Origin of the sequence: Agarivorans sp. OAG1 (assembly GCF_037076485.1) — a bacterium.
GTDB lineage: Bacteria > Pseudomonadota > Gammaproteobacteria > Enterobacterales > Celerinatantimonadaceae > Agarivorans > Agarivorans albus.
The window spans coordinates 4636854-4657484 of record NZ_AP028990.1 but is presented as its reverse complement, the minus strand read 5'-3'; the positions used below and the strand labels follow the sequence as shown (position 1 = coordinate 4657484).

Sequence of the window (20631 nt, the reverse complement as noted above, 5' to 3'; positions counted from 1 at the left end):
TTTCAATCTTAACTCTGCCGTAATGACTAATATTTGTGGCATCCGAAAGCGAGACATTTCTTAGGAAATGGATTGCGGCTTTCATGTATATCAGCAGACGTTAGGCAAAAACGATGTTAGAAATTAAACCAGTTGAAAACCAACAAGAACTTAGCAAACTAAAGCAAGATTATTTTGCTCAATCAACGGCTCCGCTCGATGGTATGTGGCACTTTGGCTTTGCGCCTATGGCTGCTCATTTTGGGTTTTATGAGCATGAGGCATTAGTAGGCTACTGTTGCATTAATGGCGAAGGCTATATGCTGCAGTTCTATTTGGCGCCAAACGCTAACAGCGATGCTAAAGAACTATTTACCTTAATTGCGGAGCAAAATAGTGCAGTAATTGGTGAAGTAAAAGGCGCATTTGTGAGTACTGCAGAGCCTCAATACATGTCGCTTTGCTTTGACAACTCGTCGGCATTTACCGTGAATGCGCTGATGTATCAGCAAGTACAGCGAGGCTCCAGGAGTAATCAGAGCGCGCTTAAGCTCACATTGGCGCAGCCAGAGCAACTTGATGAATTTGTTGAATTTGCAGCAAGCAATATAGGTGCACCAGAACAGTGGTTGAGCGGATACTTTGGCAACTTAATCAAGCGTAATGAGCTGTTTGGTTACTGGCTTGAAGGTGAGTTACTGGCAACGGGTGAGTGTCGTTTGTTTGATGAATACCAAACTGATTATGCTGACCTAGGTATGATTGTTGCTCAATCTCAGCGTGGAAAAGGTATTGCTACCCAAGTACTTAGCAGCTTGGTTACGCTTGCTAATGAGCGCGGTTTAAGCCCTATGTGCTCCACCGAACGTGTTAATACTGGGGCACAAAAAGCAATTAAACGGGCAGGCTTAACACCGCTAAACCGTATTATTCAAATTGAGTTTGACCAACAGTAAACCAACAAACCCTTGCAGGTAGTTAGTAAGGGTATTTGTGATGTGTGGCTACCAAGCTTATATTGTGGTGAGTCCCTTAAAATAGGCGGAGAGCGGCATGATTCATTGGTTACAGCCACCACAGTCGTTAATTGTTGCTAAATATGTTGAATGCTATTGGTTAATCGAAAAAACGCCAGACTCTACTGCTTACCAGTATCCTAAACTGAATCCAGATCCTTCGGCGCATTTAATCATTTCCCCGCCGAGCCAAACGTATCATTACGATCTAAACCCAGGTATCGCTGTGGGTGAAGGCAGTCATTGCTTGTATCCACACCAACAAACCTTGGCGTTAGATCACTCAAAACCCTTTGTTCACCTTGGAGTAAAGTTTCATGTTGGTGCGCTATATAGTGTGCCTCATTTCACTGCTCATCCGTTGGCACTTGATAAGGTAGAGCCTGTTAAAGGCTCAAGTTTATTCAAACTGCTAGGTTTAGATGAGAACGCATTGATTGCATTGGCGCGAGATAATGCAGAACGGTGCGGTAAACACTTAGATTCTCTGCTTGAGTCATGGTTAGCAGAGGGCAATGAGGATCAGCACAGTAAAATTACCCGTAAAGCCCTGCAATATCTGGACAAAAGCGCAATTTCAGATCTAGGTGAGCAACTTTACTGCTCGCAGCGAACCTTGGAGAGAAGTTTTCAGCGGGTAACCGGGCTAACGCTTAAACAATGCCAATCGATGAATCGCTTGGAGGCGATGTTGGAGTATGTATACCAGCGTGAATCAGCAGAGCTAGATTGGGTAGATATCGCGTTTAGGTTTGGCTTTAGCGATCAGCCTCATTTGATTCGACATCTCAAAAAGCAGTTAGGCTTTACGCCAAAAAACTATGAAAAAGAGCGTGGCTTAACCATTGATGTTTATGGTGGGGTGAGTTCTGCTGCTAGTTCTGAACAAAAGGAATAAATAATAAGGATCTGAGTTACTTTACATCGTTTGGTGAGGGAGCCAATTTCGCTTTATCTCAAGCTGCGTTTCCTTAGCCAAGTTTAATGGCTTGCAACACCTGCTTATTAACCCCCAGGCTTTACCTAAACTCAATCTAACAGTTGTTCTCAATATGACGCTCTCGGCTCTTTCTAAATATATATAATACAATTTAAGTCTTTGTTTTATAATAAATTGATCGCTTGTCTTAATTAGTATAGAGTTCCGCTCACTAATATTAAAAGTAATAATAATGAGAGCGTGTGGTGCAAAGGAACTTATCAAAAACAGGGATGTTAGTGGCGTTATTAGCTGTGTGTTTTCCACTTAGTGCAGCTAATTATTATGTTGCTACTAACGGCAACGACGCTAACGCGGGCACCTTTGCCAGCCCTTTTTTAACGCTTGCTAAAGCCGCTGAGCTGGCGCAAGCGGGTGACGTGGTAAACATTAGAGCAGGTAGTTACCACGAAGTATTACGCCCTAGCCATTCTGGCACTGTTGATCAGCCGATTGTATTTCAGCCTTACCAAGATGAGAAAGTGATTATTACCGCCATGGAAGCGGTGAATGGTTGGTCACTAGACGCTGAAAATATTTACGTTGCCGACGTTGGCTGGGATTTAGGCCAGTCCAATTTTGTTATGCAAGGCAACACTGCAATGGATTTGGCGCGTTGGCCAAATAATGTGGATGGTGACCCTTTTACCCAAAACTCTTTAAGAAATACCGGTGGTAGCGGCAGCGATGTTGCCAATAACGCCTATCTAGATTACGCACCGGGCATCCCCGATGCAGATTGGTCGAAAGGCGGTTCGCTATATTTTTACGGAGATAAGCCGGGCTCTGGTTGGACAACGTGGCGCGCATTTATTACCAGTAGCACTCCTACCCAAGTGAGTTTTGAACTGGATAAAAACCCTACTTGGATCCGCACTTTTCATGCCCCTGCCGACGGTGGCGACTTTTTTCTGCAGGGGATTAAACAAGCCTTAGATTACCAAAACGAATGGTACTTTGATGCTGACACTAAAAAGCTGTATGTGCAGCTACCCAATGGTGAAATGCCTAGCGAAAACCAAGTACAGATGCGCAAACGTGAACAAACCATCGATTTATCTGCGCGCAGTTACATTCATATTAAAAACTTGGCGGTGTTTGGTGGGTCTATCGAGATTACTAATGGCGCATCCAATAACCATATTTACGGTATAACCAGTTTGTACGGTAACTACACCTTGGGTGTGGTTAGTGGATTTTCTTCGAATAATCAGAGTATTAATATTCGTAGCGATTGGGGAAAATATAACTCGCTAAACAATGTTATCGAAAAAAGTGAAATTGGTTTTGGTTCGGGCACTGGCATTTATGATTCGGCTGAAAATACCCAAATTATTAACTCTTACATTCATGATTTTAATTACTTGGGTAATTACGACGCGATTATCAATGCCCGTGGTGGTAACAATACTAAGGTACTTAACAATACCATTACTCGCGCTGGGCGCGATGCGATTCAAGCTTTTAATAACAATGCTGAGTATGCCTATAACGATGTGTCGCGCAGTAACTTGATTGCCGATGATTGTGGTTTGTTTTACACCGTGGGTGGCCCAAGCAACAGCGAAATTCACCATAACTGGCTGCATGATGCTTATTCATCGGGCAGTAAAAGCAAAGCGGCGGGTATTTATTTAGATAACGACGCGGCCGGTTTTGAGGTTCACCACAACGTAATTTGGAATACCGAGTGGTCGAATATTCAAATTAACTGGAATGGCACCGACATTAACATTTACAACAATACTTTATGGAACGGCAGTGCCACCATGGGCGCGTGGCATAAAGAGGGAACTGAGTTTTCTAATGTAAATGTATGGAATAACTTGTCGGATAAAAGCTCGTGGGAGCCGCAATCGGATAAACAAAATAACCTAACGGTGGCTGACTCGCCGTTTGAGGATTATGAAAATGGTGATTTTCGCCTTAAAGCTAACGCTAGCCCCATCGATGTGGGCAGGGTGATATCGGGCATTACCGACGATGTATTAGATGGTAAACCCGATGTAGGCGCTTACGAGCGTGGTGGCGACAATGCTAATTGGGTGGCCGGTATTAATTGGGATCGTAAGCTGGGCCCTACAGGTAATGGCTGTTACGGCCTGCCTGGAGAAGATTGCCTTGATCCCGAAGTGAGCCTGCCTTTAGTTAACTTTGTTGTTTCAAATGTTGAGCTTAACGAAGGCCAAGAAATAACGCTAAGGCTTAATCTATCTAAGGCCGCAGCCACCTATCCGGTAATGATTCCCTATCAACTAAGCGGCACTGCCGACAGTAACGATCATAACCTAAGCGCTGGTGATATCACGATTAATGCTGGAACCGAAGGTTTGTTAAAGGTGCAGGCTCTTGCCGATGCATTGCTTGAGGGTGATGAAACCTTGGTGATAACTTTGCAAGCACCTAGCAACGCACTGTTAGGTGAAAATAATACAGTTGTTGTAACCATTAAGGACCAAACTGTAGACCCAGACCCAGACCCAGACCCAGACCCAGACCCAGACCCAGACCCAGACCAGCCTAGCCAAGGTTCAGAAAGTGGTGGAGGCAGCAGTGGGTATGAGATGGTATTGTTGTTACTACTGGCGACATGGCGTTTGAGTAAACGGATTAATCAGCCATAGTTAAAAAGAGCTAAGCGAGCATGGCCTGCATGTTGTGTTGGTTAATTAGAGGTTGGCGTTGTATGAAGAATTGGGCGTATCTCATCGCAACACTGCCATGCTATGTATGTGCTGCAGATGTACATATCGATGTAGTGGGGGTAAGTTCGGCAGAAGGGCAAATAGTGCTTAGAGTATGGGACTCTAGTGAAAGCTATTTAAAGCAGCCTATTTTTAGTAAAACCGTGCCAGTAAAAAATGTGGTTAACGGTGAGTTACGCATTAGTGTGAGTGACCCTCTCCCAGTCGAGTGTGCGATAAACGTTTATCATGATAAAAATGCTAACGGAGTTCTTGATACCAATTGGTTTGGCATTCCCAAAGAGCCAACTGGTATGAGTAATAACCCCAAGGGGAATTTTGGCCCACCAAGCTACCAAGACGCTAAAATTAAACTAACTGGGCAAGCGCAGGTAATTCGAATTAAAATTGAAGAAATTTGAGCAATTGCTTATTGTTGATTCATAGCGATTAGCAGATCGCCTCTTCACTAAATTGGGCTGCAGGATGCAGCTTCAACGCAACAAGGATAGTAATGAGAAATCCTCTAGGCTTTTGCCTTAGCATATTTGCCCTGTTTACCTTGGCTGCTTGTTCTAGCAAAACCGTGATTCCAAGTGGTGAGCGAGAGGCTGTGCGACAGCAAGTTGAGCAACAAGCCAAAACGGCTATTGAGCGCTTGGTAGCACTAAATCCCGACCTACAGCAAGAACTCGACCAAGCCGAAGGCTACTTTTCCTCTGAGCTATCTAGCTTTAAGGTACCAGTGTTAGGCAAGTCCAGCGGCTTGGGCGCTCTTTACAATAAGCAAGACGACAGCATTACCTACATGGACGTGGAGCGCTACGATGTAGGCGTGGGCCTGGGTTTAAGCTCCTATTACATTATTGGCTTGTTCGAAGATCAGCAGAGTATAGACGCCTTTACTCAAGGTGGTTGGGGCACTGGCGTGTCGGCCGAATGGCGTTTGGGGGAAAGCGGCCAAACTTATGCTAGTACCATAGAAGTGAACCAACACAACATTCCAGCATACGTGGTGAACGATAGCGGAGCTAATGTTTCGGGCTCTGCGGTATTGGTGAATTTATCGCGCAATGAAGAACTTACCGATAGCGGCTTAAATAAAACCACCCTACCCATGCGTGATACTAAATCACCAGGCAGCCAAACTGAGCATTCACCACGAAAATGGGACCGGGTATTGCCGTTTTATGGGCAACGAGTGATTGATTTGGGCTACGATCTTCCCTTGCCTATTGGCATTAGTTTTATCTATGTTGATACCTATCAGCACATGGATCTCGATGAGTTAGAAGTGGGTGCTGGTGGCAGTGGTGCCAATGTACCCATCGATTTTGTCGCCTTTAGTGATAATGATAACCACACCCAAACGCCACAGATTAAGGTGGACGCTTGGATATTTCCTTTTATGAATGTGTTTGGCACTTTTGGCCGAATTACCGGCGAAGCCAACGTCAATTTTGCGCTTAACGGTGATGATTTACTGGAGCAGTTAGAAATAGATTGTTCCGGCATTATTAGCCACCCTGCTTGTCGCGTATTAGAAGGTAAAGAAACGGTGCCGTTTAATGTGAATGTAGACGTAGACGGCTATAGCTATAGTGTTGGCACGGTATTAGCCGGCGGCTGGCGCTCTTACTTTTTGGCAGTGCCGCTTACCTTTACCTACGCCGATATGGACAGAACCAACAGCGACGGTATTGTGTTTAGCGCTGTGCCGCGGGCTGGTAAATTGTTCCAGTTTGAAGATGACCGCAGTTTAGCGGTATATGGCGGCGTAAGTTATTTGGATAGTGAATTACGCATCGACGGTAACCAGCCAATTCCCGGCACGGATCTTTCTATCGACTACAAAATTCGCCAAGAAAATACCGATAAATGGCAGGGTCTAGTGGGCGCTAACTTCAACTTTAATGCCTATTGGTCAGCCATGTTTGAATATGTAGGTTTTGGTGGCGATCGTCGCCAGTTTATTGCTGGTTTAAATCGTAGGTTTTAGTTCGCTTAGCTGAGCGCTTATGCTTGGCAGCGCTGACTTTGGTTGTACTTGATGAACAGCCACTTGTTCACATTGGTTAAACTGCATAAAAGCGCTAAGTTCTTTGCTTAATGCCTCGCTAAACTTGGTTATGCTTTTAAGGCTTGGTTCCAATACCAAGTTGTAAATGTGCAAGGTGTGAGTTTGGCGCTCGGCTTTGCAATCCATTCTTGCGACTAGTTGGCCTTCCCACAAAATAGGTAAACAAAAATAGCCGTATTGGCGCTTCGCTTTTGGCACATAGCATTCGATAAGATAATCGAAATTAAACAACTGCTGTAGACGCTTACGTTGAATTACTAGGTTGTCGAAGGGCGACAAAATCTTTAGCTTGCTGCGAGCCAGCGGTTTGTTGAGTAAGCTTAAGCTGTTTTCTCGCGCGTAATAAATTTGCCCAGCAACCGCTACTTTAATGACCTCACCGTTTAATAACATGTCATTTAAACAATGATTCAAGGGGCCTTTTAGGTTCTTAAGTAGATAGCTCATCTCGCTTACCAGACCAATGCCGTTAGCACTTAAGTAGCGCTGGATTAAGTGCCTGCAGTATTCTTGCTGGCTAGGAATGCGGGTATCTGTGTTGTTTGGCAACACTTTTTCGGTAAGTTGATAAACCTTATGAAAGTTATGGCGATAAGGCACCATTAAGTCGCCTTGCATAAACAAACATTCCAAGGCTTGTTTTGCTGGTTTGCTTGCCCAATCAGCAGTCTTTTTTCCTTGATGTTCAAAGTCTTTGGCCATGAGTGGGCCTTCATCGGCAATTCGCTTTAACACCGCATCCATTAAGCCGTGGTTTTTTAGATACCAATGCTTTTGTTGGCCATTAGCAAAAGCCTGTTTACGTACCAAGCTAAAGCGATAATCTCGCATCGGCAAATACGCCGCTGCATGTGACCAATATTCAAATACTTGGTGTTTACGCATTAGGGTATCGAGATGACTTAACCGATAGCGAGGGTTGCGGCACCACAAAGTATGGTGATGAGCGCGCTGAATGACCGATATAGTGTCTATTTGCACGTAACCTAGCTGCTCTATCGCCGCTAGGCTAGCATCAAGCGCCGAGCCTTTGGTTTTAGCAGATGGCAAGCGCTGAGAGTGTAAAACCAGTTTTCTGGCTTGTTGTAGCGAGAGCTTTTCGGTCATGGGCAACGCTTAAGTGGTAACAATAGCAACAGCTTAGCCTGCCTTACGTTGCTAAGCTATGGCAAACCAAGCGCTAGCCTTGGTTTATTTTAGCTGAATGTAGCTGCTTATTTGCTTGTCTTCTATCCAGTTTTTGGTGGTTTCGTTGAAAGACAAAAAGTGAACTGAGTTTAGGTGATCGTCAAAGGCTTGTTGGTGTTGGTAAACCTCGTAGAGATAAACATGATTGGTGTTCTCTGTTGATTGGCACACATCAAACTGCAAGCAGCCTGGTTCTTGTTTCAAAGAGGTGGCTGCATTGGCCAGCATCTCTGGCAAGAACTTGTCTAAATATGCTGGCTTAATTAAGAACAGCACAGTGATCACGTACATGGTTGATCTCCAGATGGTTGATTTATAACTTACCCTTGTAGGCGTTTTGTAAGTACTCGATTTGCTGTTGGCTTAAGTAATTGACTTGCTGTTGGCCCAGCAAGAGTTGTAGTTTGCAGCTTTCTTCGAGCTCTTCCATGGCATACAGCGCTTTTTCCGGGCTATCGGCGGCTACTATTGGCCCGTGATTGGCCATTAATACGCCACAGTAATTAGCTGCTTGTTGCTTTAGGGCATCCACCAAATCGGAGCTGCCCGGCGGATGATAATCAACCATAGCAATCGAACCTAAACGCATGCGCAAATAAGGAGTAAGCGCAGGGATTGCGTCACTTTTGTTTAAGCCTTTTAAGCAGGACACTGCCGTGGCGTAAGTGCTGTGCAGATGCAGCACGCAGCGCATGGCGGGCTGCTGTTGATAAAAACATTGATGCAGCAAAAACTCCTTAGATGCGGGCTTGCCACTCACTAAATCTCCCTTGGCATCCAAAACTGATAAGTCGTCGTATTCAAGAAAGCCAAAACATGAATTAGTCGGAGTGACTACAAAACCTTGGTCTAGGGCAATGCTCATATTGGCGGAGGCGCCGCCAGTAAGCCCGCGTTGAAAAATCGACAATCCAAACTTGATAATGCAACGTTTGGCCTGCTCCAGTTGCTGGGCGTGGTTCATGCTTGCGCTCCCAATTGTTGAATTAAGCTCACGGCTTGGTTAAAGAAGTGTTTGTCGCCAAAGTTGCCAGACTTTAAGGCAAGGCTAATAGCACGCTGATCGTTAGACTGCATAATTGGAACGCCCGGGCAAATGGATGGCCCTATGTTAAAACTGCTTATGTTCAAGGCGCTTACCACTGCGCCAGAGGTCTCGCCGCCTGCCACCACAATATTACTTGCTTTAGATTGCACCGCCGTTTGCGCTAGTAGATTCTCTATTTTCTCAGCAATGTTTTGCTGGCCTAGTAACTGTTGAGTTTGGCTTACTTGTTCTGGTGCTTGCGAGGAGTAAACCAATACTGCTGGAGCCTGTTGCTGGTGTATCCAGTCCAATATGTGTTTTAGCTTAAGTTCACCTTTGGCCAGCTTGACGGGATCAACACAAAATTGCGGTAAAGCGTTGGCCTCGGCAATTTGTTCTCGAGTTGCCTTGGAGCATGAGCCTGCAATTATCAGCACTGGTTGAGGTAAGGGTTTTACCGCGCACTGATGTTGCTGGGAAAGCGTGTGTCCTCGCGCTGTTAATAGCTGCGCCATGTATTCAGCTAAGCCAGAACCGCCAGTTAGCAGCATTGCTGGTTGTTGGGCAATGAGTTGAGCTATTTGCGATAAATGTTGTTGGTTGATGCAGTCACAAATTAAGTAACGTGCCTGTTGCTGGCTTGGGTTTAGTTGCTTTGCATTTAAATCATCAATACTTAGGTGTTCAATGGTTTGCTGATAAGCAGTGGCAACTTGTGGCCGAAGTAGCTCGGCTACCCGCGAATCGGCCATTGGCGTGAGCGGGTGATCTTTTAAGGGGCTATCGCTAAGCAATTGTTGATAAACAAACAAATGCCCCTGATAAACGGTTCTGCCATTCGCTGGTAAGGCTGGGCAAATAATGGCTTGAGCTAAATTTAGTCGCGCTAACAGGGCATCGATGACTGGGCCAATGTTACCTTTTGCCGTGGAGTCAAAGGTGGAGCAATATTTAAAGTAGAAGTATTGGCAGCCCTGTTCAAGCAAAAACTCTAAGGCCTGCAGGCTTTGCTCGAGCGCTTGTTCCACCGCTACGGTGCGGGTTTTTAAGGCTAGCACAATCGCGTCACTGTTAAGGGTTTGCTTGTGAATGCTGGCTAAGCCATTGATTTGAATGCAGCTTAAGCCACCTTTCACCAAAAAGCTGGCCATGTCGGAGGCGCCGGTGAAGTCATCAGCAATAACGCCGAGTAGCGGTTTTGTTGCCATTGCTTAATCCCTTAAGTACAAAAACTAATCGCAGTATAGATTGATGAATAACTTAATGTATACATTAATTTGTGTAATAATCCCAAAATCAATAGAGAATTTGGCTCTAACTAATCACTTACTGGAAGAGTAAATCGATGTCTGTAACTACCAAACGCCAAGACCTACCGCTCGCTCAGGTGGCTTATCAAACCTTGCGCGAGTTAATTTTGAACAATGAGTTTAAAGTGGGAACTCAATACCTAGAAAAAGTATTGGTAGAGCGTTTGAATATTAGTCGAACCCCAGTGAGGGAAGCTTGCGTGCGCTTAGAGCGGGAAGGTTTAATTGAGATTCAGCCGCGCCATGGTATTCGGGTTAAGCCTATTTCTCCTGATGATATGCGTGATATCTACGAAATTCTCACCGCTTTAGAGTCGCAAGCGATTGGCACCTTGGCGAGCAAGGGTCTAAGCGAGCAACAATTACAACGTTTAGAAAAAACTACTGCAAGAATGGCCGAGGCTCTGCAGCAGGATAACTTAGAAGCTTGGGCCGAAGCGGATGAAGAATTTCACCACACCCTATTGGATCTCACCGACAACCAACGGCTAAAAGATGTGGTACTGCAGTTTTGGGGGCAGGCACACCGAGTACGCTTTGTTACCTTGCACCTGCGTGATACGCCACATGATTCAACCAAAGATCATAGTGAAGTGGTGCAGGCTATTCGCGAACGAGACCCAATTAAAGCAGCCGATATTCATCGTGAGCATAGGATTAAAGGCGGCAAAGCCATGGTCGCCCTGTTAGAAAAACTACGTTTAGCCAATATCTAAGCTGACCCACTGGGTTGCTCGTTATTCCAAGCCGCTTCTAGCGGCTTTTTTAATGGCTGCAGTAGCTGTGCTTCATTATTCGCTGGTCAAATATTTGTTAATTAAATGTTGACAAAGTAAATCATCGGTATACATTTATGTACAAATTAATGTATACATTGATTGTTGTCAGAAACTTCACTTGGCCAATTCACAAGGAGTGAATGCAGCTTATGAGCAAACAGATATTTGAAATCACCGTGTTTCCTGGCGATGGCATAGGCATAGAAATTACCCCTGCGTGCTTAACGTTGATTCAGGCGGCAATTGATAAAGTTGGTGGGCTAAAGCTTAACTTCACCAGCTTTGAAGCAGGTGCGAACTACTACCAACAGCACGGCATTGCACTTCCTGAGCAGGCCATGCAGCACGCCAAAAATTCTGACGCGACCTTGTTGGCGTGTATGGGAATGCCAAGTATTCGTTATCCCGATGGCCGCGAAATTGCTCCCCAGTTAGAACTGCGTGAAACCTTAGATTTATTTGCAGGCGTTCGCCCGGTAAAAACCTTGCCCGGTATTCCGCTGCCGTTGGAAGACGCCCGCGGTAAGCAGCTGGATTTTGTATTGATAAGAGAGAGTACCGAAGGCCTATTTGCGAGCCGAGAAAGCTTTAGCATTAACGGTAGTGGCTCGGAAGAGTTTGCCACAGACACCCAAAAAATTAGCCGTAAAGGTTGTGAGCGGCTATTTGAGTTTGCCTTCAGCTTAGCCAAGCAGCGCAAGGGTTTAGGTTACAAGGGCGAAGTGACTTGTGTCGATAAAGCCAATGTATTGGGCTCGTTTTATTACATGCGACAAATCTTTGATGAGGTTGCCGCCAATCACCCTAGTTTAGCGGCTTCACATATCTATGTTGATGCTGCCGCTTTGCAGTTGGTGCGCCAGCCTTGGCAGTTTGATGTGATGGTTACCGAGAATATGTTTGGCGACATATTGTCGGATTTAGGTGCCGGGCTAATGGGTGGTATGGGCATGGCGCCATCGGCAGATATTGGCGAGCGACATGCGGTGTTTCAACCTTGTCACGGCAGTGCCCCAGACATTATCGGTCAAGGCAAAGCCAACCCCACAGCGATGTTTATGTCGGCAGCGATGATGCTGAATTGGCTGGGTTTGCAACACCAAAATAGCGATATTCAACAGGCTGGAAAGTTTATCGATAAGGCCATTGAGTTGGCCTATGCCAGCGGAGAAATTCTGCCATATGAGTTAGGCGGCAGCGATGGCACAGAAGCCATCACCAATAAAGTATTTAGTAGTTTGGCGTTACTTTAAGTTTATAAAAATAAAGAACTAATTCACGTTCAAATCTGCGTAGTAATCAGCCTTGAATGTCGATTAAGCAGAAACAATCTATGATTCTGAAGAGGGCATAACATGAAAGCTAATTATAAATCTAAAATCGCATTATTTGCGGCAAGCGCCACTTTAGTGCTGGCGAGTATCAGTCAGCCGGTTATGGCGGCCAAAACCTATCCATCTCGCACCATTACAAATACCGTGGTGTGGGGTGCTGGCGGCGGCACCGACAGCATTAACAGAATGATTATGGCTGAAATGGCCAAAGCCTTGGATGTGAGTATTAAGGTGACTAATAAAACTGGCGGGGTGGCTGGTTCGATTGGCATGAGCAGTGTGTTTAGCAAGAAAGCCGATGGCTACAACCTAGTGGGCTTATCCGAGTCAAACGTTACCGCGGCGGTAAATGGTGGTTGGAATCAGCGCTTTAATGTGTGGTCTCCCTTTATTGTTGGCGGCTCACCTGATCTTATCTCGGTGAGTGCTAGCTCCCCTTACAATAGTCTGCAAGAGTTAATTGATGCGGCTAAGCAGCAACCTGGCTCGATTAAAGCGGGTGCTGGTGGCGCGGGTTCTATTCATCACCTTAATTTGTTAGCGCTAGAAAAAGGCACCGGTGCGGCATTTAAGTTTGTTCCTTACCCTGGCTCTGCTCCTTCGCAAACTGCTGCAGCTACTGGAGAAATCACCGTTGTGGTTACCTCTGCTGCGGAGCAAGCGGCATTATTGCGCGCCGGCCAATTGCGCCCCTTAGCGATGTTGGTTGAGCAAGATTTTACTATTCCTGATGTAGGCACGATTCCTTCGGCATTTAGCAGTTATGCTAGCTTGTCTGACTACTTACCGATTAGCCAAGCCATTGGTTTTGCAGTCCGAGATGATGCGCCGGCAGAAGTAAAAGCTAAGTTAGGTGAAGCGTTTGAAGCGGCCATGGCCTCAGACACAGTCAAGCAATGGGCCGATAAAAACCTCTATTCACTAAGTGGTGCGCATGGCGCTCAGGCCAAAGACATTTTCTCTAAACTTGAGTCTAACTTCTCATGGACCTTGTGGGAGCTAGGATCGGCGAAGGTTGAGCCCAGCCAATTTGGTATTCCTAAAATGTAAGTTTGTAGTGGGTTTGCTCTCTTGCCAAGTTTGGCAAGAGAGCCCTAGTAGTGACATTTAAGTATTTGACTATACTTGGTTTTCAAACTCTTTTAGGTATCACGGATGAACAGTAGTAAGCCAGAAACCGCCTCTCGATTGCGCCAAACCGATTTTAAAATAGCCTTGGTTTTATTGGCCCTATGTGCCTTGTTGGCTTGGGAGACCTTGTCATTTCCTATGAGTGGTAGTTTTGGTGGTGTAGATAGCCGCTGGTATGTTTCACCGGCCTTGTTCCCTTTTATTTTGTTGTTGGTATTGAGCATTGCGAGCAGCATATTGCTGGTGAATGCGATTCGCAGTGCTGGCCACCGTGAGTTTTTTAAGCTGCAGCGCTGGCTGGGTGATAACACTAAAAGTATTAACCGCGACCGTTGGTACGTGATTGCAGCGCTTTGTTTATACATCTACTTGTATGTTCCATCTTTAGACTTTTATTTAGCCACGGTGATGTTTTTACTCAGCTTGTGCTTGCGTTTTTACACTCAAGAGCCACTGCTGTCGCGCATTGTTGTGCAAGCTAACTTGGCGTTGGGCTTGTTTATCTTTGCTATGCGTTGGATGTTTGCAGAGCAATTTTATTGGCTGGCCATGGATGCCACGGTAAATGAAACGCTAATACTGGCCAGCGATATCGGTGCAGTGCTCGCAGTGGGCGTTTGTTTATTGTGCTTGTATTTAAGCCCAGTTAGCCAAAATAAGCGTCGCCATATTTTGCTTACAGTGTTGGCGGTGCCCTTGCTGCTGGTGTTTTCTTTTAACTTTCTATTACAAGTGCCGATGCCGGTGGAATACGGCTCGGTGATCAAAGCAATGGAATTTATCTGGTACGAACTCTTAGGCCTGTAGCTAACGGCTACCACCTAATTAGGACAATAATAATGATGGACCAGTTTGCACATTTTTTTGGGATTCTCTTTGAGCTTTGCACTAGGCCAAGCAATTTGTTGGTGCTGTTTGGCTCAAGTTTACTCGGTATTTTGTTTGGCTCTATGCCGGGATTAACGGCCACTTTAGGTGTGGCTTTGCTTACCACACTTACTTACAACCTTGATACCAGCACTGCACTTATCTCATTGTTGGGCATGTATGTTGGCGCTATTTATGGTGGTTCTTATCCGGCTATTTTAATTAATATTCCTGGTACGCCTGCTGCTGCAGCAACCGCCATGGACGGTTATCCTTTAGCGCTAAAAGGTGATGGCGGGCGAGCCATAGGTTTAACCACTACCGCTTCGCTAATTGGTACGGTAATTGGGCTTATTTGTTTGGTGGTGTTATCGCCACTTATCGCCAGTTTTGCCTTGCAATTTACCTCTTGGGAGTTCTTCTTACTGGCGTTATTTGGCATTGTAATTAGCGGCACCTTAACCAGCAGTGATTTGGTGGTTAAGGGTTGGATAGCCGGATTTATTGGCTTGTTTATGGCCACAATCGGCCGCGATACCCTGCAGTTTTATCCCCGCTATACCTTTGAGCAAAGCCAGCTAGATAGCGGTTTGGAGATTGTGCCAGTGTTAATTGGTGCCTTTGCTATACCGCAAATTATTAGGGTGCTAGCCGAGAAACAAACTCTGCGAAAAGCAGAAAAATTTGGTCGAATTTTGCCAGATTTTCGCACCATTGCGCGCAATATTAAACATATCGTTCGTTCCTCAATGATTGGTGTTGGCATTGGCTCGGTACCTGGTGTAGGTGAGGATATTGCTGGTTGGGTTTCTTATAGCACCGCAAAAAACACCTCCACTAAACAGCAACAAGAGGAGTTTGGCAAAGGCAGTGCAGCGGGTTTGGTTTCTTCAGAAACCGCTAATAATGCCAGCATTGGTGGGGCGCTGATCCCATTGCTTACTCTGGGTATTCCGGGTAGCCCGCCCGCAGCGATGTTACTGGGCGCACTGCTGTTACATGGGGTGGTTCCTGGCCCTACTATTGAAGCGGAACATCCCGGATTTTTACTAGAAATCACCGCCATTATGGTGATGGCTTCGTTTGCTATGTGGGCAAACGGCATGCTGCTAGCTAAACAAGTGATAAAAATTTTAAGCATCCCTAGCCCACTGTTTATACCGGTTGTGGGGGTGTTATGTATTTTGGGCTCTTACGCCTTGGGTCTTAATTTGTTCAATCTGTATTTAATGCTGCCGGTGGGCATTGTGGCTTTTGTGTTGAGCGAGAATAAATTCCCCATTTCACCGCTTGTGATTGGCTTGGTGTTAGGTGGAATGGCTGATGAAAGCTTACGTCGTGCCTTGATGATCTCTGACGGTAGTTTTTTACCAATGTTGCAACGGCCAGTATGTTTAATTTTGGTGTTGTTTATTTTGTATTTCTTGTTATCACAATTTGGCCCCGTAAAGCGTTGCACTCAGCGTTTGTTTAGCCGATTTAAACCAGCCGTGGGAGGCTAACCATGAGCTCTAAAAATCTTAAAGTTGTGGCGGTGGGTGCGGGCTACTTTAGCCAGTTTCATTATGAGGCTTGGCAGCGGGTAGCTGATGCTGAGGTGGTGGGAAATTGCAATCGCCACATAGAGGCCGCAAATGAGATTGGCAAACGTTATGGCATTGCTCAGCAAAGCAACAACTTAGCGCAGCTTATTGAGCAAACTCAGCCAGATATTGTAGACATTATCACTCCGCCACATACTCACCTCCAACAGCTAGAAATTGTTTGTGAAGCTGGTGTGGATGCGATTATTCAAAAGCCTTTTGGCGAGTCTTTGGCGCAAGCGAAACAGCTCACTGTTATGGCGGAACAAGCCGGCATCAAGCTAATTGTGCACGAGAATTTTAGGTTTATGCCTTGGTATCGAAAAATCAAACAGTTGCTTGATGACAAGGTGCTTGGTCAGCTACTCAATGTGCAATTTAACTTGCGCCCCGGCGATGGCCAAGGGCCGGAAGCTTACTTAGAGCGCCAACCTTACTTTCAGCAAATGGAAAAGTTTTTGGTGCACGAAACGGCGATTCACTTAGTAGATACCTTTCGTTACTTGTTTGGTGAAGTAGAAAACGTTTATGCCAGTTTGCGTAAGTGTAATCCGGTTATTGCTGGCGAAGACGCTGGCCTGATTGTGTTTGGTTTAACAGGCCAGCTACAAGCAGTGTTTGATGGCAATCGCTTACTTGACCATAAGGCTGACAATAAGCGCACCACTATGGGAGAAATGCTGGTTGAAGGTAGCCAAGCTAGCCTGCGCTTAGACGGTGATGCCAATATATTTTTGCGCAACTTTGGCGACAATAACGAACAACAGATTGATTACTCATGGCAAGCGAAAAACTTTGGTGGAGATTGTGTTTATCAGCTTATTGAGCATGTGGTGGCTCATTATCAGCACGGAACCGAGCTAGAGAATCTCGCTCAGCAGTATTTGCGAAATATCGAAATTGAGAATGCGATTTATCAGTCTCATCAACAACAAAAGCGAGTGAGTATTTAATGTCGCAAATTAACCTATTTAACCAGACCTTAGTTAAGCTGGGCCAGCAGCTAACTCGGCCAGAATGCGTATTAACCAACGTTTTTGGCGATGTATTTGTTTCTGATTTTAGAGGCGGTGTAACTCGTATCGCAGCAAATGGTGAGCAAAGTTATTGGGGAGGAGCGCACCCAGAATTTGGCCCTTTGCAAACCAATGGCTTTGCCATGCTAGCCGATGGCAGCTTTCTTATTGCGCATTTAGGGGCCGAACAAGGCGGAGTATTTAGACTCACTAGAGATAACGCAATTTATGATTGGCTGCTGGAGGTGGATGGCGTGGCGCTGCCTCCCACTAATTTTGTTTATCTAGATCACCAAGGGCGTATTTGGATTACCGTGAGCACTCGCACTCAACCTAGAGCAGATGCTTATCGTAAAAGCTGCGATGATGGTTTTATTGTGCTGGTAGATGAGCAAGGTGCTCGTATTGTTGCCGACGGATTGGGCTACACCAATGAGCTTTGGGTAAACCCTGAGGGGACAGAGCTATACGTAAATGCAACCTTCTCTCGCGAGCTGATTAAGTATCAAATCGTAGATAACCAGCTGCACCAAGCACAAGTCATTACCCAGTTCTCTGCTGCGACTTTTCCTGATGGATTAACCATGGATACTAGCGGTAACTTGTGGGTAACCAGCATTGTGAGTAATCGGGTGATTCGAGTTAGTCCAAATGGTGAGCAGCAAATATGGTTAGAAGACTCCGACGATGAGCACCTAAGGTGGGTTGAGCAAGCCTTTCAGGATGATGTTATGGGAAGGCCGCATTTAGATGGCAACCCGGCTAAGCAGCTTCGTAATATTTCATCTCTCGCGTTTGCCAAGGATGGCATTCTTTTAGGATGTTTATTGGGTCACAGCGTCACTAAAATTAAAACAGATGTTACAGGGATTAAACCTGCACATTGGCGTTTTAAGTAGCCTTAACTGGGCTAAAGCGACTAAATTACGGGTTTATTTCAAGCTGCTAAAATCATCGCTTCGAGCTACAATTAACTGAGAGAGTATAACTAAGCTTCTGATAATTCAGGCGCTATGCTCAGTGAATTTGTAATATAGCAAGGACCGCTAAATGATTGATCAAGAACTCGCCCAACTTGAATCGGTATATCAAACCATTGTCGACTTTTTAGTGAGATATAGCTTCCAACTGGTGGGTGCAATTATCATTGTAGTACTGGGTTTATGGTTTGCCGGCAAAGTCGCTAAGTGGTTATTTAATACCCTAGAGCACAAAGGTTTAGACATCACCCTCGCCAACTTCATTGCCAATGTGGTGAAAGTGCTGTTAATTAGCATTACGGTGATCATTGCCTTAGGCAAACTGGGTATTAGTATTACCCCCTTTGTGGCCGCATTGGGTGCTATTTCTCTAGGTGCTGGCTTGGCGATTCAAGGTACTTTGTCTAATTACGGCGCGGGTTTAGCAATTATTCTCACGCGACCGTTTGTGCTTAAAAACACCATTACCGTAAAGGGCTACACCGGCATTGTTGAAGAAATTAATTTAGCTACCACGGTGCTAATTAATGAAGATAACGAGCGAGTGACCATTCCTAATCGCCATATTGTCGGCGAAATACTTAAAAATACCGAACAAAACAGCTTAGTTGAAGGCGAGGTAGCGATCGCTTATGGCAGCAATCCAGAGCAAGTTATTAGCCTAATCGAAGAGACCTTGGCGGCTATTGCCGAGGTTCAGCAAGCCCCTGCTACCAAGGTGGGCATTGATGCCTTTGCCGATAGTGGCATTAATATTAGTTATCGTTTTTGGGTGCCAACACCGTTATTTCATCAAACTAAGTTTGCCGCCAATCTGGCGGTGTTTAATGCCTTGCAACAAGCGGGTGTGCAAATACCTTTTCCACAACGCGAAGTACGTATGCTATCGGGTGAGTAATCTGCTAAGTGATTTAGTGCAAAGGAAAAAATACAGTAAATAGCCTAGAAGAACTTACTAACTTAGTTCTCATTAAGCTCGTATGGCTCTATGATTAATTTTTGACAAGATGTTGACCATACAACCAGCATCAAAAAATCAGGGATGATCAATGAACATGCGTGAAGTGATATGGATGTTAAGTAAAAGTAAGCTTTGGGCTTTGCTGATTGGGGGGCTAGCTAGTGCCTCAATTAGTGCCACCCCACAGTTACACTGGCAATCAAATAGCCAAGACTATTGGCAACTGTCTCGTTATCAAGATTTGCAATTTCAGCTGAGTTACCTGCCCTACTTTTCTAGGGTGAAAATGCAAACAGGACCGTTAATTATTAACGGAAACAACGGTGGTTTGTTAAATATTGACCAAGCCCTTCCTGCAAACTTAAACATCAATTATCAGGTCTGTGGTGAACAAGTTGAAGCCGACAGTATTCGTCAAGCTGTTGTGTGTACCGTAAGTGACGGTGGGCGTGGCAATGTTAACCCTGAGCGTGTCGGTGCATCCACTCAAGGCCGTGATCTGTTGGCTATTCGCATGGGCAATCCTAATGGTACTCGAGTGATGGTGATTACTCAGCAACATGGCAATGAGCCGGCGGGCACCGAAGCAGCCCTGAGCATTGTTCGTTGGTTAAGCACCGGTTTTGGCCGCAAAACTAAAACCATCTTAGCTAACTTAGATCTGTTGGTTTTATTGCGTGCCAACCCTGATGGCGGCGAACCGGATCCAGATAATTGCAGTTTGAATCCTATTCCGGGAACGGTGATCGATAATGACTGTGCGCTAATTCGCCAAAATGTTGATCCCATGGCTGGCGGCGCCTTTGCCGATAATTCAGAAGCAGACTTTGTGGGCATTGTCGGTCGCGGTTACGATTTAAACCGCTATCATCATGTGACTTTAGATAAACCCATTCGCCCATTAGAAAGCCAAGCTATGGTTGCTGCAGCATTAGCGTTTCAGCCTGAAGTTGTTCTTGATTTACACGGCGACTTACAAAAAACCGACTGCCAATTAGATTTCACCTCCATCAAACCTGCCCAAGTATTGGGGCAGTTACCCACTGTTAGTTGCTTACATGGCCAAACCGCCCATAACTTTCGATTGTTAAGTCCCTTTGCCGATGCACTTCCGGGCTCACCGCAACAGTTTTTAGCGCAAAGCTTGGCGGTGAAAGTGATGAAAAAAGTCGACCGGGTATTTGTAGGTTCAACCGGGCGCTTTTCTCAGGTTCAACTTGGCGCTGGAAATATTAGTAGCGGCGCGACAGCAAATTATCAACATATTGGAGCGGCGGCTGGTGGTTGGGAGACAGTAAATTTTGTACAAGATTTACGTGCCGATGTTACAGCTGTGCATCTTGGTCAGCCGCAAATTGGCGTTAACCCAGGCCTACCGGACCCAAGCTTTTTGAGCAAACAAATCTGGATAAATCGAGTGGCCTTATTTGAAGCGCTCGCCACTTTAGCCAACTACAGCGATAATGCGCCAAGTGACAGTAGTGGGTTCTGTGATTACCCCTTAGCACAAGGCTTACAAGCAAGCTTACCGGTAGAACATTGGGGGCCACAAGCCACCAACGGTTCCGTGCTAATACCCATAGAGCCCAGCATTGGCGTACCTTTGTACATTAGCGGCAACTGTCCAGATAATCCTTTGTAAGTTCATCATTTGTTTTAGCTTTAATGCGTGTTTTTCTTAAAGGCTTATCAAGTGCTGCTAGTTTAAATAGCGGCA

At 45.5% G+C, this 20631-nt stretch carries 18 protein-coding genes; 14 read left to right on the top strand and 4 right to left on the bottom strand.

Annotated elements, in window-relative coordinates; translation table 11 throughout:
* Positions 1-113: 113 nt before the first annotated feature.
* From OAG1_RS21135 to OAG1_RS21115, 5 genes are all read left to right on the top strand, one after another.
* Positions 114-935 (top strand): GNAT family N-acetyltransferase, encoded by an 822-nt coding sequence (locus tag OAG1_RS21135; protein ID WP_338622739.1) that lies wholly within the window; start codon positions 114-116, stop codon positions 933-935.
* Positions 936-1032: 97 nt separating this feature from the next.
* A complete protein-coding gene (locus OAG1_RS21130; protein ID WP_338622737.1) occupies positions 1033-1893 on the top strand; it encodes an AraC family transcriptional regulator in 861 nt (286 codons plus the stop codon).
* A 320-nt stretch (positions 1894-2213) separates the two neighbouring features.
* The gene (locus OAG1_RS21125; protein ID WP_338622735.1) at positions 2214-4598 is read left to right on the top strand and encodes a right-handed parallel beta-helix repeat-containing protein; all 2385 of its coding nucleotides are present in this window, start codon (positions 2214-2216) and stop codon (positions 4596-4598) included.
* A 62-nt stretch (positions 4599-4660) separates the two neighbouring features.
* A complete protein-coding gene (locus OAG1_RS21120) occupies positions 4661-5080 on the top strand; it encodes a DUF2141 domain-containing protein (RefSeq protein ID WP_338622733.1) in 420 nt (139 codons plus the stop codon).
* 92 nt (positions 5081-5172) lie between these two features.
* Complete coding sequence (locus OAG1_RS21115) at positions 5173-6657, top strand: hypothetical protein (RefSeq protein WP_338622731.1); 1485 nt, start codon at positions 5173-5175, stop codon at positions 6655-6657.
* On the opposite strand, the gene OAG1_RS21110 is transcribed toward OAG1_RS21115, so the two are convergent.
* From OAG1_RS21110 to otnK, 4 genes are all read right to left on the bottom strand, one after another.
* Positions 6640-7845, bottom strand: a complete 1206-nt coding sequence (locus OAG1_RS21110; RefSeq protein ID WP_338622729.1) for a crosslink repair DNA glycosylase YcaQ family protein — start codon at positions 7843-7845, stop codon at positions 6640-6642. The genes OAG1_RS21115 and OAG1_RS21110 overlap by 18 nt on opposite strands.
* Positions 7846-7929: 84 nt before the next feature.
* Complete coding sequence (locus tag OAG1_RS21105; RefSeq protein WP_338622727.1) at positions 7930-8217, bottom strand: putative quinol monooxygenase; 288 nt, start codon at positions 8215-8217, stop codon at positions 7930-7932.
* Positions 8218-8239: 22 nt separating this feature from the next.
* Positions 8240-8890 carry an aldolase gene (locus tag OAG1_RS21100; RefSeq protein WP_338622725.1) on the bottom strand — a complete coding sequence of 217 codons (651 nt, stop codon included), beginning with the start codon at positions 8888-8890 and terminating at the stop codon, positions 8240-8242.
* The gene (otnK, locus tag OAG1_RS21095) at positions 8887-10161 is read right to left on the bottom strand and encodes a 3-oxo-tetronate kinase (RefSeq protein ID WP_338622723.1); all 1275 of its coding nucleotides are present in this window, start codon (positions 10159-10161) and stop codon (positions 8887-8889) included. Before otnK ends, OAG1_RS21100 begins: the two co-directional genes overlap by 4 nt.
* A gap of 137 nt (positions 10162-10298) precedes the next feature.
* Between otnK and OAG1_RS21090 the strand changes: the two genes are divergently transcribed.
* The 9 genes from OAG1_RS21090 to OAG1_RS21050 all read left to right on the top strand — a co-directional run bounded on the left by OAG1_RS21090 (position 10299) and on the right by OAG1_RS21050 (position 20556).
* Positions 10299-10979, top strand: a complete 681-nt coding sequence (locus tag OAG1_RS21090; RefSeq protein WP_016400179.1) for a GntR family transcriptional regulator — start codon at positions 10299-10301, stop codon at positions 10977-10979.
* 212 nt (positions 10980-11191) lie between these two features.
* Complete coding sequence (locus OAG1_RS21085) at positions 11192-12295, top strand: isocitrate/isopropylmalate family dehydrogenase (RefSeq protein WP_338622720.1); 1104 nt, start codon at positions 11192-11194, stop codon at positions 12293-12295.
* 102 nt (positions 12296-12397) lie between these two features.
* A complete protein-coding gene (locus OAG1_RS21080) occupies positions 12398-13426 on the top strand; it encodes a tripartite tricarboxylate transporter substrate binding protein (RefSeq protein ID WP_338622718.1) in 1029 nt (342 codons plus the stop codon).
* Between the two features lie 105 nt (positions 13427-13531).
* A complete protein-coding gene (locus OAG1_RS21075) occupies positions 13532-14314 on the top strand; it encodes a tripartite tricarboxylate transporter TctB family protein (RefSeq protein ID WP_338622716.1) in 783 nt (260 codons plus the stop codon).
* A gap of 32 nt (positions 14315-14346) precedes the next feature.
* Positions 14347-15876, top strand: a complete 1530-nt coding sequence (locus tag OAG1_RS21070) for a tripartite tricarboxylate transporter permease (protein WP_338622714.1) — start codon at positions 14347-14349, stop codon at positions 15874-15876.
* A 2-nt stretch (positions 15877-15878) separates the two neighbouring features.
* On the top strand, positions 15879-16910 hold the full coding sequence (locus OAG1_RS21065; RefSeq protein WP_338622712.1) for a Gfo/Idh/MocA family oxidoreductase: 1032 nt from the start codon (positions 15879-15881) through the stop codon (positions 16908-16910).
* Positions 16910-17872, top strand: coding sequence for an SMP-30/gluconolactonase/LRE family protein (locus OAG1_RS21060; protein WP_338622710.1), 963 nt, complete (start codon positions 16910-16912; stop codon positions 17870-17872). The genes OAG1_RS21065 and OAG1_RS21060 overlap by 1 nt, the downstream gene beginning before the upstream one ends.
* Positions 17873-18023: 151 nt before the next feature.
* Complete coding sequence (locus OAG1_RS21055) at positions 18024-18851, top strand: mechanosensitive ion channel family protein (protein ID WP_338622708.1); 828 nt, start codon at positions 18024-18026, stop codon at positions 18849-18851.
* A 151-nt stretch (positions 18852-19002) separates the two neighbouring features.
* A complete protein-coding gene (locus OAG1_RS21050) occupies positions 19003-20556 on the top strand; it encodes a M14 family zinc carboxypeptidase (RefSeq protein WP_338622706.1) in 1554 nt (517 codons plus the stop codon).
* The last annotated feature ends 75 nt before the right edge of the window (positions 20557-20631 follow it).

Excerpts from the sequence above, each read along its gene's own strand:
- OAG1_RS21060 (WP_338622710.1), top strand. The coding sequence starts at position 16,910 with ATGTCGCAAATTAACCTATTTAACCAGACCTTAGTTAAGCTGGGCCAG.
- OAG1_RS21120 (WP_338622733.1), top strand. The coding sequence starts at position 4,661 with ATGAAGAATTGGGCGTATCTCATCGCAACACTGCCATGCTATGTATGT.
- OAG1_RS21085 (WP_338622720.1), top strand. The coding sequence starts at position 11,192 with ATGAGCAAACAGATATTTGAAATCACCGTGTTTCCTGGCGATGGCATA.
- OAG1_RS21070 (WP_338622714.1), top strand. The coding sequence starts at position 14,347 with ATGATGGACCAGTTTGCACATTTTTTTGGGATTCTCTTTGAGCTTTGC.
- OAG1_RS21090 (WP_016400179.1), top strand. The coding sequence starts at position 10,299 with ATGTCTGTAACTACCAAACGCCAAGACCTACCGCTCGCTCAGGTGGCT.
- OAG1_RS21050 (WP_338622706.1), top strand. The coding sequence starts at position 19,003 with ATGAACATGCGTGAAGTGATATGGATGTTAAGTAAAAGTAAGCTTTGG.
- OAG1_RS21100 (WP_338622725.1), bottom strand. The coding sequence starts at position 8,890 with ATGAACCACGCCCAGCAACTGGAGCAGGCCAAACGTTGCATTATCAAG.
- OAG1_RS21080 (WP_338622718.1), top strand. The coding sequence starts at position 12,398 with ATGAAAGCTAATTATAAATCTAAAATCGCATTATTTGCGGCAAGCGCC.
- OAG1_RS21130 (WP_338622737.1), top strand. The coding sequence starts at position 1,033 with ATGATTCATTGGTTACAGCCACCACAGTCGTTAATTGTTGCTAAATAT.
- OAG1_RS21075 (WP_338622716.1), top strand. The coding sequence starts at position 13,532 with ATGAACAGTAGTAAGCCAGAAACCGCCTCTCGATTGCGCCAAACCGAT.
- OAG1_RS21115 (WP_338622731.1), top strand. The coding sequence starts at position 5,173 with ATGAGAAATCCTCTAGGCTTTTGCCTTAGCATATTTGCCCTGTTTACC.
- OAG1_RS21055 (WP_338622708.1), top strand. The coding sequence starts at position 18,024 with ATGATTGATCAAGAACTCGCCCAACTTGAATCGGTATATCAAACCATT.
- OAG1_RS21135 (WP_338622739.1), top strand. The coding sequence starts at position 114 with ATGTTAGAAATTAAACCAGTTGAAAACCAACAAGAACTTAGCAAACTA.
- otnK (WP_338622723.1), bottom strand. The coding sequence starts at position 10,161 with ATGGCAACAAAACCGCTACTCGGCGTTATTGCTGATGACTTCACCGGC.
- OAG1_RS21110 (WP_338622729.1), bottom strand. The coding sequence starts at position 7,845 with ATGACCGAAAAGCTCTCGCTACAACAAGCCAGAAAACTGGTTTTACAC.
- OAG1_RS21105 (WP_338622727.1), bottom strand. The coding sequence starts at position 8,217 with ATGTACGTGATCACTGTGCTGTTCTTAATTAAGCCAGCATATTTAGAC.
- OAG1_RS21065 (WP_338622712.1), top strand. The coding sequence starts at position 15,879 with ATGAGCTCTAAAAATCTTAAAGTTGTGGCGGTGGGTGCGGGCTACTTT.